This window comes from Paenibacillus sp. FSL K6-1330 (assembly GCF_037976825.1).
In the GTDB taxonomy this organism is placed as follows: Bacteria; Bacillota; Bacilli; order Paenibacillales; family Paenibacillaceae; genus Paenibacillus_AQ.
This window is the reverse complement of record NZ_CP150269.1, coordinates 6,718,255-6,732,500: the sequence shown is the minus strand read 5'-3', so window position 1 is coordinate 6,732,500 and position 14,246 is coordinate 6,718,255. Positions and strand designations below refer to the sequence as shown.

Annotated in this window: 15 protein-coding genes and 2 rRNA genes (1 of these 17 running past the window's edge); 15 read left to right on the top strand and 2 right to left on the bottom strand. The window is 49.5% G+C overall.

Annotated features, from left to right (window positions below; genetic code table 11):
- A 23S ribosomal RNA gene (locus NYE54_RS30860) occupies positions 1-1,556 on the top strand (it extends 1,374 nt beyond the left edge of the window).
- 66 nt (positions 1,557-1,622) lie between these two features.
- Positions 1,623-1,739, top strand: a 5S ribosomal RNA gene (rrf, locus tag NYE54_RS30855).
- 95 nt (positions 1,740-1,834) lie between these two features.
- Here rrf and NYE54_RS30850 read toward each other — a convergent pair.
- Both NYE54_RS30850 and NYE54_RS30845 read right to left on the bottom strand, forming a co-directional pair.
- Entirely contained in the window at positions 1,835-2,545 is a 711-nt protein-coding gene (locus NYE54_RS30850; RefSeq protein WP_339268358.1) for an SRPBCC domain-containing protein, read from the bottom strand.
- Between the two features lie 2 nt (positions 2,546-2,547).
- A complete protein-coding gene (locus NYE54_RS30845; protein WP_179090741.1) occupies positions 2,548-2,847 on the bottom strand; it encodes a metalloregulator ArsR/SmtB family transcription factor in 300 nt (99 codons plus the stop codon).
- A gap of 192 nt (positions 2,848-3,039) precedes the next feature.
- On the opposite strand from NYE54_RS30845, the gene NYE54_RS30840 reads away from it, so the two are divergent.
- The 13 genes from NYE54_RS30840 to NYE54_RS30780 all read left to right on the top strand — a co-directional run bounded on the left by NYE54_RS30840 (position 3,040) and on the right by NYE54_RS30780 (position 14,207).
- Positions 3,040-4,077, top strand: coding sequence for an ABC transporter ATP-binding protein (locus tag NYE54_RS30840; protein ID WP_339268357.1), 1,038 nt, complete (start codon positions 3,040-3,042; stop codon positions 4,075-4,077).
- Positions 4,070-4,828: an ABC transporter permease gene (locus NYE54_RS30835; protein WP_076326255.1), complete on the top strand. Its 759-nt coding sequence runs from the start codon at positions 4,070-4,072 to the stop codon at positions 4,826-4,828. The genes NYE54_RS30840 and NYE54_RS30835 overlap by 8 nt, the downstream gene beginning before the upstream one ends.
- Positions 4,829-4,873: 45 nt before the next feature.
- Entirely contained in the window at positions 4,874-5,239 is a 366-nt protein-coding gene (locus NYE54_RS30830; RefSeq protein WP_076326254.1) for a GntR family transcriptional regulator, read from the top strand.
- Between the two features lie 23 nt (positions 5,240-5,262).
- Complete coding sequence (locus tag NYE54_RS30825) at positions 5,263-5,964, top strand: ABC transporter ATP-binding protein (RefSeq protein WP_179090740.1); 702 nt, start codon at positions 5,263-5,265, stop codon at positions 5,962-5,964.
- Entirely contained in the window at positions 5,961-6,707 is a 747-nt protein-coding gene (locus NYE54_RS30820; RefSeq protein WP_339268352.1) for a hypothetical protein, read from the top strand. The genes NYE54_RS30825 and NYE54_RS30820 overlap by 4 nt, the downstream gene beginning before the upstream one ends.
- Positions 6,708-7,056: 349 nt before the next feature.
- Entirely contained in the window at positions 7,057-8,160 is a 1,104-nt protein-coding gene (locus NYE54_RS30815) for an amidohydrolase/deacetylase family metallohydrolase (protein ID WP_339273706.1), read from the top strand.
- Positions 8,138-9,241 carry a DgaE family pyridoxal phosphate-dependent ammonia lyase gene (locus tag NYE54_RS30810; RefSeq protein ID WP_339268350.1) on the top strand — a complete coding sequence of 368 codons (1,104 nt, stop codon included), beginning with the start codon at positions 8,138-8,140 and terminating at the stop codon, positions 9,239-9,241. Before NYE54_RS30815 ends, NYE54_RS30810 begins: the two co-directional genes overlap by 23 nt.
- A gap of 1 nt (position 9,242) precedes the next feature.
- Entirely contained in the window at positions 9,243-9,998 is a 756-nt protein-coding gene (locus NYE54_RS30805; protein ID WP_339268348.1) for a KDGP aldolase family protein, read from the top strand.
- Positions 9,991-11,007 (top strand): sugar kinase, encoded by a 1,017-nt coding sequence (locus NYE54_RS30800; protein WP_339268346.1) that lies wholly within the window; start codon positions 9,991-9,993, stop codon positions 11,005-11,007. The genes NYE54_RS30805 and NYE54_RS30800 overlap by 8 nt, the downstream gene beginning before the upstream one ends.
- Before the next feature lie 8 nt (positions 11,008-11,015).
- Entirely contained in the window at positions 11,016-11,732 is a 717-nt protein-coding gene (locus NYE54_RS30795) for a GntR family transcriptional regulator (protein ID WP_339268344.1), read from the top strand.
- Between the two features lie 361 nt (positions 11,733-12,093).
- Positions 12,094-12,555: a CtsR family transcriptional regulator gene (locus tag NYE54_RS30790; protein WP_006212959.1), complete on the top strand. Its 462-nt coding sequence runs from the start codon at positions 12,094-12,096 to the stop codon at positions 12,553-12,555.
- A gap of 24 nt (positions 12,556-12,579) precedes the next feature.
- Entirely contained in the window at positions 12,580-13,104 is a 525-nt protein-coding gene (locus tag NYE54_RS30785) for a UvrB/UvrC motif-containing protein (RefSeq protein ID WP_076326247.1), read from the top strand.
- Positions 13,105-13,142: 38 nt separating this feature from the next.
- Complete coding sequence (locus tag NYE54_RS30780; protein WP_076326246.1) at positions 13,143-14,207, top strand: protein arginine kinase; 1,065 nt, start codon at positions 13,143-13,145, stop codon at positions 14,205-14,207.
- The last annotated feature ends 39 nt before the right edge of the window (positions 14,208-14,246 follow it).

The following is a 14,246-nucleotide window of genomic DNA, read 5'->3' as shown; positions in this document are numbered from 1 at the left end:
CCGCTCAGGGTAAGTCGGGACCTAAGGTGAGGCCGAAAGGCGTAATCGAAGGACAACAGGTTGAAATTCCTGTACCACCGTAAACCGTTATGAACGATGGGGTGACGCAGGAGGGTAGTGACGCGGACTGATGGATGTCCGTCCAAGCAGTGAGGCTGATGTGTAGGCAAATCCGCACATCAATAAGGCTGGGCTGTGATGGGGAGTGAAAATTATAGTAGCGAAGGTCATGATCTCACACTGCCAAGAAAAGCCTCTAGTCAGGTGAAGGTGCCCGTACCGCAAACCGACACAGGTAGGCGAGAAGAGAATTCTAAGGCGCGCGGAAGAACTCTCGTTAAGGAACTCGGCAAAATGACCCCGTAACTTCGGGAGAAGGGGTGCCTCGGTAGGGTGAATAGCCCGAGGGGGCCGCAGTGAAAAGGCCCAAGCGACTGTTTAGCAAAAACACAGGTCTGTGCGAAGCCGTAAGGCGAAGTATACGGGCTGACGCCTGCCCGGTGCTGGAAGGTTAAGGGGAGCGGTTAGGGATTAGTCCCGAAGCTGTGAACCGAAGCCCCAGTAAACGGCGGCCGTAACTATAACGGTCCTAAGGTAGCGAAATTCCTTGTCAGGTAAATTCTGACCCGCACGAATGGCGTAACGACTTGGGCGCTGTCTCAACGAGAGATCCGGTGAAATTTTAATACCTGTGAAGATGCAGGTTACCCGCGACAAGACGGAAAGACCCCATGGAGCTTTACTGCAGCTTGATATTGGATTTGGGTACGATCTGTACAGGATAGGTGGGAGCCTTTGAAGCATGAGCGCCAGCTTGTGTGGAGGCGACGTTGGGATACCACCCTGATCGTATCTAGGTTCTAACCTGGTACCGTAATCCGGTGCGGGGACAGTGTCAGGCGGGCAGTTTGACTGGGGCGGTCGCCTCCTAAAGAGTAACGGAGGCGCCCCAAGGTTCCCTCAGAATGGTTGGAAATCATTCGAAGAGTGCAAAGGCATAAGGGAGCTTGACTGCGAGACCTACAAGTCGAGCAGGGACGAAAGTCGGGCTTAGTGATCCGGTGGTACCGCATGGAAGGGCCATCGCTCAACGGATAAAAGCTACCCTGGGGATAACAGGCTTATCTCCCCCAAGAGTCCACATCGACGGGGAGGTTTGGCACCTCGATGTCGGCTCATCGCATCCTGGGGCTGAAGTAGGTCCCAAGGGTTGGGCTGTTCGCCCATTAAAGCGGTACGCGAGCTGGGTTCAGAACGTCGTGAGACAGTTCGGTCCCTATCTGTCGTGGGCGTAGGAAATTTGAGAGGAGCTGTCCTTAGTACGAGAGGACCGGGATGGACGTACCGCTGGTGCACCAGTTGTTCCGCCAGGAGCATGGCTGGGTAGCTACGTACGGAAGGGATAAGCGCTGAAAGCATCTAAGCGTGAAGCCCCCCTCAAGATGAGATTTCCCAATTAGTAAGACCCCTTGAAGACCACGAGGTAGATAGGTTGGAGGTGGAAGTGCAGCAATGCATGGAGCTGACCAATACTAATCGGTCGAGGGCTTATCCAAAACATATTTCAATGTGCTGCAAATTCGTTTCGTATCTAGTTTTCAGGTGATCAAGCATCTGAACCGTTTGGTGGCGATGGCGGAAGGGTTCCACGCGTTCCCATACCGAACACGACCGTTAAGCCTTCCAGCGCCGATGGTACTTGGACCGAAGGGTCCCGGGAGAGTAGGACGTCGCCAAGCGAACAACCATAAAGACCGTTATCGATTACTCGATAACGGTCTTTTCCTATAAGCAGATAATTTGAACTACTTCAGTACTTACTGCACTTCATGACTTATGCTTCAACCACGTTCCGCTGTCCATAAGGCAGCACCGTAAGGGTAGCGCTGCTGGGTTCGCCATGTCGGACGAATTCGATGACAATCTGCTGGCCAGGCTGCATCGATGTGACTTTATCCTCGAGCTCATCATAACTCCGAATGACCTGGCCAGCCGCTCTTGAAATGATATCGCCTTCCTCAATGACACCGTCTGCTGGTGTATGGGGAAACACCTCAATGACTTTGACGCCCTCTATACCCTCACGGCAGTATGTATAATGGTTCATGCCGATCCAGCTGGACCAGAAGGTGGACCGAATATCTTGGTCCGTCTCCAGCACGCTCTTCATATTCCGCATGAATCGGTATGTACCAAAGGCCATGTTATCCATCATCATATACTCTTGCTCATTGGACCATGATCCCGTGTACTCGATGTGGACCAAGGTTCCCTCGGTATGTGGTTCAATGGTCCAAATAGTAAGTTCTTGGTCCTCTCCCTTGAGCGTGAGTTTTCTGTAAGGGATAAGTTCCTTAATCGTACCAACATAGGATACGCCCCAGCCGTAATCAAGAGCGACTTGACCGCCTACCTTCAGGTCGATCTCACAATGGCGAGTCTCCCATTGATTGCGTTCTTGCGGATCGGTCAATGCTTTCCATACACGATCGGGTGTTGTATGGATGACAATCTCCCGCTGAACATGGTTAAAAATAGAGCCCATACCTATGATTCCTCCTCAAGATATTGTTTAAGTCTGCTTAACTTATTCTCCAGAATAGAGCCAAGCTCTTGTTGAAGTTCCGCATACCCTCGCTGAAAAGTCGGGGTATTCAATCGGTAGTAGCAATACTTGCCTTCTCTTCGCTCTAGTAACAGCTCCTCTTCCAGCAAGATAGCAAGATGCTTTTTTACAGCCGGCTGTGAGATATGGAATGACTTCACGATTTCCAGCTGAGGAAGTTCTCGATGAGCTACCATATTTAGGATTTTCCTTCGGATGGGATCTGAAACGGCGCGGTACATATCACTCAAGAGTTGGAGTCCTCCCATCTCTTTTAAATATAACCTTTTGGTTATATGAATGAATTAATCATAATTATCCAACGGTTGGATGTCAATACGAAATATTAAACAAAAAATTGGGCTTTACAGAACCAAGACACTAGTGTACTATTTAACTATTACACCGATACATGAAGGAGTGAATGAAGAACCATGAATAGGAACGCATCAAATGAGGCAACAACCAATATAGAGAATGCCGCAACGGATTTAAAGAACGGAGTACACGCTTCAGCCTCCACGGAAAGGAAGAATGTCAAGCAAGGACCAGTCGTTCTGACCGTTGAACAAGTCACCAAAACGATTGGAAAGAAGAATATTGTCGATGGACTCTCCTTTGACATTCATCGCGGTGAAATCGTTGGTTTGCTTGGACCGAACGGCGCGGGCAAAACAACAACCATTCGAATGATTGTAGGGTTGATTGAGATGACCCATGGCGATGTACAGGTGAAAGGACACAGTATCAAGAAGGACTTCGTTCAAGCCGTTCGTCATATCGGGGGCATCATCGAGAATCCGGAATTCTACCCGTACATGAGCGGTTATGACAACCTGAGACAGTACCAGCGGATGTCCGAGGGTGTGACCATCACGAGAATCATGGAGGTTGTTAAGCTTGTTGGGCTCCAGGATGCCATCCACAAGAAGGTGCGTGCTTATTCCCTGGGAATGCGCCAACGGCTTGGAATAGCGCAGGCCTTGCTGCATAATCCATCCATCCTCATTCTTGACGAGCCGACGAACGGCCTGGATCCAGCCGGTATTCGCGAGATGCGGGATTACTTGAAGCAAATCGCCAAAGATGAGGGGATTGCCATTCTCGTATCTAGTCACCTGCTGTCGGAGATGGAACTGATGTGCAGCCGTGTGGTCGTTATCCAGGAAGGCAAATTTGTAACGGAGCGATCTATCGGGGGGACAGTCGTTAATGAAGAATTTACCACGGTAAGCTTCCGCGTGAATGACGTGGCTATGGCCGAACAAACGATTAGACACTTACAAAACATCACATTGCTCAACACCCAAATGGAGGAAGGAACCATTACCCTTCAACTTCATGAAGAAGGTATTCCTGCGCTAATCCAGTCGCTGTGTGATGCACGGGTACGGATTTACAGGGTAGAAGAGATCAAATCGTCACTTGAAGAAGAATTCCTAAAATGGACAGGAGGCAACCGCATTGCGTAGCTTTGGAAATCTCGTCTGGAATGAATGGCTCAAAATGTTTAAGAAACGCAGCTTCTTTCTTCCATATGCGCTTTTGGCCGGAATGGTGATCTTCATGGCGTTCTTGCTCTATAAGTTTTCCGGTGGAGGCAGTACCGGTTATGAATTTGCCGAGATAGCAGTAACAACCAAGGGAATGGGGCAAGTACTGACTTTGCTTGCCATTGTTGTGACGGCCGGAGCCGTAGCGAAGGAGCACAGCATGGGAACGATCAAATTGCTGCTTATACGTGCACAGAGCCGCACCAAGATTTTGGCATCGAAATATGTTGCCGTATTGATTTACATCTTAACACTGGTGGCCTTCATGTTTGCTGTAGCCGTGCTGACTGGTCAAATTACGTTCGGTATGGATGTCGGCTCCGTTACGCTTGGAGATGTGCTCATTGGAGCAGTGAACAACCTGGTGTATACGATCGTTTATGTAACGCTAACCTTTATGGTAGGCATTCTAACGAGATCTACCGGTCCTGCAATCGGCATCGGCATGTTCATGGTCATTATGGAAAGTATGGTGGTACAGCTGCTTGCGCGTTACTCCTGGTCTAAATACCTGCTGTTCCTGAACGTGGATCTCTCCATGTACAGCGGAGGGGCAGGCTCCCCAATTCCAGGCATGAGTTTAACATTCTCAATGATGATGCTCGCTGTATATCTCCTCTTGTTTCTTGCGATAGGCTTTGTTACGTTTAAAAAACGGGATGTCGCATAAGGGACCTGAGTTCGAGGTAGAGCGGCGGAAAGGAGCAACCCGACAGTGAGTATAGAATTCGACAATAATCTGCCGATCTATTTACAGATCATGACGTATCTAAAGAAAGAAATCATCATCGGTAAACTGCAGCCCGGTGATAAAATCCCATCGGTTCGAGAATTAGCGAGTGAGCTTCAAATAAATCCAAACACGGTGCAGCGAACTTTTCAAGAATTGGAGCGTGAGGGAATTGTGGAGACACGGAGAGGATTGGGCCGATACGTGACAAGCGAGGAGTCCAAAATTATGGAAATCAAAAAAGAAATGGCCGGCGATCTGCTGGAACGCTTTATTCGCGGTATGCAGGAGCTTGGCTTTAAAGATCAGGACATCATATCGATCGTGGAAGATGCTGTGAAGCAGCCATGATCCATAGTGGAGGTGAAATCACGGTGGAGAATCTGTTACAGGTAAGGAACGTGACCAAAACATATGCCGGTGGTCGCAGAGCGTTACAGGATGTCAATCTGGATATCAGCGGTGGAAAAATCATTGGTTTGCTGGGCACCAATGGCAGCGGAAAGAGTACGCTCATGAAGATTGCGGCTGGGTTGATGCAGCCGACAAAGGGCGGGGCTTACGTGAATGGCAAACCGGTCGGCTTGGAAACCAAAGCCATCGTTTCCTTTATGCCGGACCGGCCCGTGACGGAATCTTGGATGAAGGTATCGGATGCGGTGGCATATTTTAAAGATTTTTATGAGGACTTTAATGTGGAGAAGGCCCGCAACATGCTGGAATTCATGAATTTAAAGACCCAAGACCGCATCAGTTCCTTGTCCAAAGGAATGAATGAGCGCCTGCAGTTAACACTGGCCTTGTCCCGTGAAGCCCAGCTGTATATGCTGGATGAGCCGATTGGCGGAGTGGATCCGGTAGCCCGGGGCAAAATTTTGGATGCGATAGTTGAATTCTACAATGAGGATAGCAGCATTATTATTTCAACCCATCTGGTCCGGGATATTGAGCGGATATTTGATGAAGTGATCTTTATTCAGGGCGGCGAAGTAGTGATGCATGACGAAGTTGAGAACATCCGCCTAAAACACGGAAAAAGCGTGGATGAGATGTTTAAAGAGGTGTATGCGGAATGATGAAACTGTTCAAATACGACTGGAAGAGAAACTCGACCACGCTGCTCGGCGCCTTCGCGATCCTTCTCATCGTTCAGATAGCGATCACCGTAACGGGCTCTATAAAAGATTGGGAGCTTGGAGTAAAGTTGGGTTTAAGCATGCTGGCTTATGGCTCTGTGAGTGTCCTGCTTCTTGTAGTCACTGGCAAGAACTTCGGCTATAACATAAAGGCATATCACCGGCGTTTACTCCCCGTACGTTCCGTGTGGAATGTGGTTTCATCACTTTTACTTGCATGTGTAAGCTTGCTGGCACTTGGCATACTGATGGCTCTGCATTTATGGTATTACTGGAGCTCAGCAGGCATTTGGGAAATTATCAATTTCGCTGATGTTCCCGTTTCGTATTATGTCGGGTTTGCCCTGCTGATGGTATGGAAATTCATCTATTTGATGATTGCGATATTTTTTGCAATTACCGTGTCCAGGAGCATCACGAAGAAGGGCAGTACATGGATCGGCATTCTGGTGTTCTTCGTATTGCAATATGTTCTTGGCTGGCTTAGCCAAGAACTCTTCGGAGATGAGGCAGCGTGGGTCGGCCCTATGGCTAACATTTCATTTTTTGAGAAAGAAGCAGACATTACGGTGTCGACAATGCAATATACATTAGCATGGGGGGGACTTGCTTTTGAAGTAATCATGGCCGCCTTGATCTTGTATGCAACGGTTTACCTCATCGACCGGAAGGTTGAGGTTTAACAAAAAAGAGTACTTGGAAATCCGGAAGATGAATGAAGAAGGTCTAGACTATAGAACGAACAAAGAGACTGCCTATCGAAGGCAGTTTTTTTGCATATGGAAGGAGATAACACGGGGAAAACAGAACTAGAACCATACCCATACCCGGTACTGAGCAAGAGCGCAACCCTTCATTGCATCATTCTAATAAATATAGAAATAGGATTTAAACATTATAACGTTATATTCACGTAACGCACGTTCTGTGCTATGCTATAATCACGACACTCAACTTATACAATGTAAACCGACGGGATAAGAGGATCTAAGGCTGGTCCGGCAAGGCTGAAGGAGTGAAGTTATGAAGATATTGGAACAACGTTTTATTATACGCAATGTAAAGACGGTGCATGAGGATAAACCTTTTGACATTGTCATGGAGAACGGGTTCATAACCGAAATAACGGATGCGAACATGGCACACGGTGCCAACAGTTTTGATGGTACGGGACTATATGTGTCCAGCGGCTGGATCGATATGCACGTCCATGCGGTCGCTAAGCTGGAGCCTTACGGAGATGCCATCGACGAGATAGGCGTAAAGCAAGGGGTTGCCACCATTATCGACGCAGGGAGCTGTGGTGCGGATACAATTGGAGAACTGGCAGCCGAGGTTGCAAGGTCCAAGACGAATGTGTTTGCTTTTTTGAATATTTCCCATATCGGTCTGCAGCGTGTCGACGAGTTGTCCAGTTTGGAATGGATCGATGCTGAGAAGGCAACAAAGGCGGTATGCACCTATCCAGATCTGATCATTGGGCTCAAGGCCAGAATCAGCAAAAGCGTAGTCAAGGAGAATGGGGTAGAGCCGCTTCGTCTTGCAAGAAAAATATCAGGAAAAACGTCGTTGCCGCTAATGGTACATATCGGGTCCGGGCCACCGCCGATTGAGGAAGTATTGGAATTGCTTCAGAAGGACGACATTATCACTCATTATTTAAATGGGAAGGCCAACAATTTATTTGATTCCGACGGAAAGCCGATTCCTGCCCTGGTGGAGGCGATAGCTCGTGGCGTTCATCTGGATGTGGGCCATGGAACGGCAAGCTTCTCGTTCTTGGTGGCAGAGTATGCCAAGACCCAAGGGATTAAACCTGACACGATCAGCACTGATATCTATCGCGGGAATCGCATCAATGGCCCGGTGTACAGCCTGGCTAATGTCCTGACGAAGTTCCTTTATTTGGGATACAGCTTGCAGGAGGTGATCTCAGCGGTAACGGACCATGCAGCAGGATGGCTACGCCGTCCGGAGCTTGGCCGAATCCAAGTCGGCGATGCCGCTCACCTGACGCTGTTTGCGCTGCAGCAGGGCGCTATGAGTTTAACGGATTCCGAAGGGGAGACCCGGATCGCTGATCGATATATCGAAGCCAGAGGAGTGGTAGTCAATGGATCATTCATTACATGCTAAATATGGGTTGAAGCGCGTAGTTAATGCCAGCGGGCGCATGAGTATTCTTGGCGTATCGGCACCGACGGATACCGTCATGGAAGCGATGCGGATCGGTGGGCAGAGTTACGTGGAAATCGCGGATCTGGTTGATAAAGCAGGCGATTACATGGCGCGAATTCTCGGTTCCGAGGCAGCGGTTGTTGTCAATTCCGCTTCCAGCGGAATCGCTCTTTCCGTCGCTGGAATCATCACCGAAGGCAATCGCAGGCGCAGTGACCGATTACACCAGGAGCCAATCGCGAAGAACGAGATTATCATGTTTAAGGGACATAACGTGCAATATGGGGCACCTGTTGAAACGATGGTTTATCTCGGAGGCGGCAAGGTCGTTGAAGTCGGGTATGCCAACGAAGGGCGTAAGGAGCATATCGCGGAAGCGATAAATGAGCGTACTGCAGCCATTTTGTACGTGAAATCTCATCACTGCGTGCAGAAAAATATGATCTCGGTGGAAGAAGCGGCAGAAGTGGCTCAGGCGCATGGACTTCCGCTAATCATTGATGCTGCTGCTGAAGAGGATATCCAGAAATATGTGAAATACGGGGACCTGGCCATATACAGCGGATCCAAGGCAATTGAAGGCCCGACCTCCGGCATTGTCGGCGGCAAACGCCAATATGTGGAGTGGGTGAAAGCGCAGCTGCATGGTATTGGGCGCAGTATGAAGGTCGGCAAGGAAACAACGTTTGGATTGCTTCAGGCGCTGGACGAGTATATGGTGAAGGAAGATAAGAGTGAGCAGGAGAAAGCGGCGCTGGAGGAAATGAAGTCCTTATCGAAATTGCCGGGCATTGAGGTAACCATTGTGCAGGACGAAGCGGGAAGGGCGATCTTCCGGGGGCGCGTGAAAGTCGATGAACATGCGGCCGGGGTTAGTGCGAAGTCCATGAACGATCAGCTTCGCGAAGGCGATATTGCCGTATACACCAGGGATTACGGCGTTCGCCAGGGGTATTTTGATATCGATCCTCGCTCGCTTTCCGGGGATGATTTGCAAGTCATTATAACGAGAATACAACAGATTGCAGGGGGAAACTAAAATGGCAAATATGGAGAAACGTCTTTACAGAAATCGCGCGGCACTGAACGTACTTGCAGGCAGCATTCAGAATGCGAAGGATATTTTTGAAGCTGCGGAAGGGCATGTGGTGGTCGGCGTATTGTCCAAAAATTATCCGAACGCGCAAGAGGCCGTTATTGCGATGAAGGAGTATGGCGCCGTTATCGAAGATGCGGTATCGATCGGATTGGGTGCTGGCGATAACCGTCAAGCTGCTGTGGTAGCCGAGATTGTGAAGAGCTACCCAGGCACGCATATCAATCAGGTGTTCCCGGCAGTTGGTGCTACACGTGCCAATCTGGATGGCAAAGAAAGCTGGATTAACAGCCTTGTGTCTCCTTCAGGTCAAGTGGGTTATGTAAATATTTCAACTGGACCGGTGAGCGCTGCTGGATCAGACAAAGCCATCGTACCTGTAAAAGCGGCCATCGCGCTTGTGCGCGACATGGGCGGTAACGCACTGAAGTACTTCCCGATGCAAGGCTTGGAGCTGGAGGATGAGTACCGCGCGGTAGCGAAGGCATGTGTGGAGGAAGGATTCGCGCTTGAACCAACAGGCGGGATTGATAAAGAGAATTTTGAAGCCATCGTGCGCATCGCATTCGAAGCGGGAGTGCAGCAGGTCATCCCGCACGTGTACTCTTCGATTATCGACTCGGCCAGTGGAGATACGATCATTAGCGATGTTCAAGAGCTGCATCTCAAGCTAAAAGCGCTGGTTGATCAATATGCCTAAGACGATTGCCGCATATGGCGAAGTGATGATGCGTCTTCAAGTACCGGGATATGCTTCCTTGGCTCAAGAGAGCCATCTGAATTACTCCTTTTCCGGCACGGGTGTAAACATCGCCTCGGCTGTGGCAAGGTTCGGTCATAACGGATATCTGGTCAGCACGCTGCCGGATAACCCGCTTGGCGAAGCGGCGATTTCCTACCTGCGCAAGCTTGGCATCGACACTGCACTCATTAGCCGCGGAGGCAAATATGTCGGCATGTACTTTTTGGAGAATGGCTTTGGTGTAAGACCCGGACGTGTAACTTATACGGATCGACTGGGCAGCAGCTTTAATACGGCGGAGGATGCCATGTACGATTTCGGTGCGATTGCCGAAAAGATAGACATGGTCCATTTTTGCGGGATTACCCTTTCCATGAACGATACCGTACGGGGCCAAATGAAGACACTGGCTCGTGAAGTTAAGAAAAACGGCGGAACCGTTGTGTTCGATTGCAATTATCGTCCCACTTTATGGGGGCCGGACCGCTACGAGTTTGCCAAGCCGCACTATGAGGAAATGCTGTCTTTAGCGGATATCGTTTTTATGAATGAGAAAGATGCCATCTATATCCTTGGCATGGAGACGACCCGGGAGGATCAGAGCGAACAACTGCAGGAGTTGATCCCGAAGGTGGCAGCGAAGTATAATATTACGGTTGCGTCGGGTACCCACCGCAAGATCAACGGGGATAACACTCATTCCCTGCAAGGCTATCTCTACACGGATGGAGCGTTTCACTTTTCCAAAACCTTGACGTTTTCCGTCCATGACCGTATCGGCGCGGGTGATGCCTACGCCAGTGGGGTGATTCACGGGATCTCGGAGGGATATGAACCGAATCGGACGGTTGATTTTGCCGCAGCTGCGGCGATGCTTGCCCATACCGTAACAGGGGATACGCCGACGGCGAGCGAACGCGAAGTGCTTCAGGCAATGAGTCATCATATGTCTGACGTGGAAAGGTAGGAGGAAGCATGTCGATCACGCGGAAGAACGGTCCGTTATACTTGCAAATCAAGAAGATCATAAAAGATCGGATTCTGCATGGGGAGTATCCACTTGGCTCCCATATTCCTTCCGAGCCGCAGCTGGAACAGGAATTTACCGTTAGCAAAATGACGGTCCGCAATGCAATCCAGGAGTTGTATCAGGAAGGGTATGTAGAGAAGCGGAGCGGGGTAGGAACGATTGTGACCCGGAACACTTCCTTCTCCAAGCTTTCCAAAGGCAAGCTGTTCACCGAGATTCTGGTCGAAGAAGGACACCAGATTCGGAAACGCCACCTGAAGACGGAATGGGTGCTCAATGAGCCGGATAGCGAATTGTTCTTAAAATTCGGGGAGCGGTGCCTGCTTATTGAACGTTTGTATTTACTGGACGGGAGCCCTTTCATTTACTACACCCACTATGTGTCATCCCAAGTGGATATGGGTGAAGAGTTCGGTTCCACCGAACTGCCGTCTCTGTATGACCGCATCGAGGAGAGTCAAATTACGCTGGAGAATTTCCGCGACCGTTTTCTGGCGACCGTGGCAAATGAGGAGATTGCCTCCTTGCTTGAAGTAAGTATAGGCGCGCCGTTACTGAAGCGGCTCAGATCCTCATATGACGGGACAGGCAGTATCATTGAATACAGCATCGGTTATTACAATACGGAATTACAGCACTACTTGATCAGTTATGACGCTTGAAGATGTAGACGATACAGGAGCACGATATGGAGAAGTGGCCTTGAGACCGGTTTTCACCCGGCATGAAGGCTGCTTCTTTTTTGTTGCCCCTGAAATGAATTGTTCTTGGGAAAGAGGCTATAAGCGGTCAAAGAACTGGGTACAATAAGAATAACTGCTAACCGCGATAAATTGAGAAGAACCCTCTTGGCAAAATGAAAAAATGTGCTATAATGAGATCAAAGTCAAAGAAAGTCAAAGTCAACGAGAGGGTTCGCTGATTTTGATTATGGTTAAAATTAACGTATAAGCAAGGCTCTGTGCGGACGTGTAAGATCACTATCCGTCTTAACGTTTCAAACAGTGGAGGATGAACAGACCAATGCGTAATATCTCTGATATTATCGAACAATACCTGAAGAGCATACTGCAGGAAAGTCCGGAGGGTACCGTTGAAATTCAACGCAACGATCTGGCGGAGCAATTTTCTTGCGTTCCTTCCCAGATCAACTACGTGATCAGTACACGGTTCACGCTGGAGAAGGGCTTTCTTGTCGAGAGCAAGCGCGGCGGGGGCGGGTACATACGCATCCAGCGTATCGAGCTTCCCCAGCATACTGCACTCCAGCAGCATCTTCACCATACCATTGGCAGCATGATTGATCAGACGGTGGCTGAAGGATTGATTTACCAGCTGGAGGAATCCCGGTTTTTAACGAGGCGGGAGGCCAGCCTGATGCGGGCCGCCATTTCGAGGGAGTGCCTGAATGTGAAGCTTCCTTATCGGGATGAGCTGCGTGCAAGGATTATGAAAGCGATGCTTATTTCTTTATTAGGTAAGTGAGTCTGTGTAAGGAGGCATCGGATTATGTTATGCCAAGAATGCGGTAAACGGCCGGCGACACTTCATTTCACCAAAATTGTGAACGGGGAGAAAACGGAGTTTCATTTTTGTGAAACCTGTGCCCGTGAAAAAGGGGAATTGATCCCCGGCACGTCGAATGGTTTTTCTATACACAGTTTGCTGTCAGGTCTTCTGGATCTGGATCCTTCAGGCAAGGGCCAGAGCCCCGGTGCAAAAATGGCTCAGACGCTGCAATGTGAAGAATGCGGTATGACGTATTCCCAGTTCAGCAAGCTTGGCCGGTTCGGCTGCAGCTCGTGTTATAAATATTTCTCGGATCGATTGGATCCATTGTTTAAGCGAGTCCATGGGGGGACTTCCCATGTCGGCAAAGTGCCGAAGCGTACGGGTGGCCGGATTCAGATCAAACGCCAAATCGATGACCTTAAGAAGGAGCTTCAAATTCGGATCGTGCAGGAGGAGTTTGAAACGGCTGCCGAGATACGGGACCAAATCCGTGAGCTGGAGCGAAATATGGCTCAGGGATAAGATTGTAAGATTTTGCACTTTAGTAGGAGGAATGCGTGATGTCTAATCTCCGGTTTACCGATTCGGCGCTGAGCGAGTGGATGCGCGGGAACGGTCAGGATTCCGACATTGTCATCAGCACCCGTGTCAGGGTGGCGCGCAATCTGCAGCATCTTCCTTTCCCGCTGCTGGCAACGGATCAGCAGTCAGGAGAAGTGCTAGAGCGCCTGACGGATGTATTGAAGAATAAGGACGATTTGCAGGATTTCGGGGATTTGCATGTAATTAAATTAAGTGAGATTGATGAGCTGGATAAGAAAGTTCTTGTTGAGAAGCATCTAATCAGTCCCAATCTGGCGAATGAATCCCGAAACGGTGCAGTCATCCTTACTGAAGATGAATCCGTCAGCATTATGATCAATGAAGAGGATCACCTGCGCATCCAGTGTTTATATCCCGGATTTCAGGTTCGTGAGGCATGGGCACGTGCGACGGCGCTGGATGATGTTTTTGAATCCGAGATCGATTATGCGTTTGATGACAAGCGAGGTTATCTTACAAGCTGTCCGACGAATGTCGGCACCGGTCTTCGCGCATCCGTCATGATGCATTTGCCCGCTCTTGTTATGACACAGCAGATTAACCGGATTCTCTCGGCTGTATCGCAGGTAGGCTTGACGGTAAGAGGGATTTACGGTGAAGGCAGCGAAGCGTTAGGCAACCTGTTTCAAATCTCGAATCAGATTACGCTCGGTCAAACCGAGTCGGAGATCATTGAGAATCTTCACAGCGTCGCCCTGCAAATCATCGAGCATGAGAAGAATGCCAGAGCCCGGCTCTTGGGTGAATCCAAGCTTCGGATTACGGATCGGGTCATGCGCTCCTATGGCATACTGTCCTATGCGGCGGTGATGGATTCCAAGGAAGCAGCCCAGCGTTTATCCGATGTTCGGCTTGGTGTGGATCTCGGCCTCTTGGAAGGCCCGGAAATCCCGGTCATGAATGAACTGAATGTGAAGACACAGCCGGGCTTTCTGCAGAAGACCTATGGAGAAGGAATGACTCCTTCCGAACGCGACATGTACAGGGCTAAGCTCATCAGAGAAACACTGGGTACCCATTAAGGATCTATACTCGTTTTACAGTTGGATGACGGTGTAAGC

What these genes read in the sequence shown, in the direction of transcription:
- NYE54_RS30850 (WP_339268358.1), bottom strand. Translation starts at nt 2,545, where the DNA reads ATGGGCTCTATTTTTAACCATGTTCAGCGGGAGATTGTCATCCATACA.
- NYE54_RS30845 (WP_179090741.1), bottom strand. Translation starts at nt 2,847, where the DNA reads ATGTACCGCGCCGTTTCAGATCCCATCCGAAGGAAAATCCTAAATATG.
- NYE54_RS30840 (WP_339268357.1), top strand. Translation starts at nt 3,040, where the DNA reads ATGAATAGGAACGCATCAAATGAGGCAACAACCAATATAGAGAATGCC.
- NYE54_RS30820 (WP_339268352.1), top strand. Translation starts at nt 5,961, where the DNA reads ATGATGAAACTGTTCAAATACGACTGGAAGAGAAACTCGACCACGCTG.
- NYE54_RS30810 (WP_339268350.1), top strand. Translation starts at nt 8,138, where the DNA reads ATGGATCATTCATTACATGCTAAATATGGGTTGAAGCGCGTAGTTAAT.
- NYE54_RS30805 (WP_339268348.1), top strand. Translation starts at nt 9,243, where the DNA reads ATGGCAAATATGGAGAAACGTCTTTACAGAAATCGCGCGGCACTGAAC.
- NYE54_RS30800 (WP_339268346.1), top strand. Translation starts at nt 9,991, where the DNA reads ATGCCTAAGACGATTGCCGCATATGGCGAAGTGATGATGCGTCTTCAA.
- NYE54_RS30795 (WP_339268344.1), top strand. Translation starts at nt 11,016, where the DNA reads ATGTCGATCACGCGGAAGAACGGTCCGTTATACTTGCAAATCAAGAAG.
- NYE54_RS30790 (WP_006212959.1), top strand. Translation starts at nt 12,094, where the DNA reads ATGCGTAATATCTCTGATATTATCGAACAATACCTGAAGAGCATACTG.
- NYE54_RS30785 (WP_076326247.1), top strand. Translation starts at nt 12,580, where the DNA reads ATGTTATGCCAAGAATGCGGTAAACGGCCGGCGACACTTCATTTCACC.
- NYE54_RS30780 (WP_076326246.1), top strand. Translation starts at nt 13,143, where the DNA reads ATGTCTAATCTCCGGTTTACCGATTCGGCGCTGAGCGAGTGGATGCGC.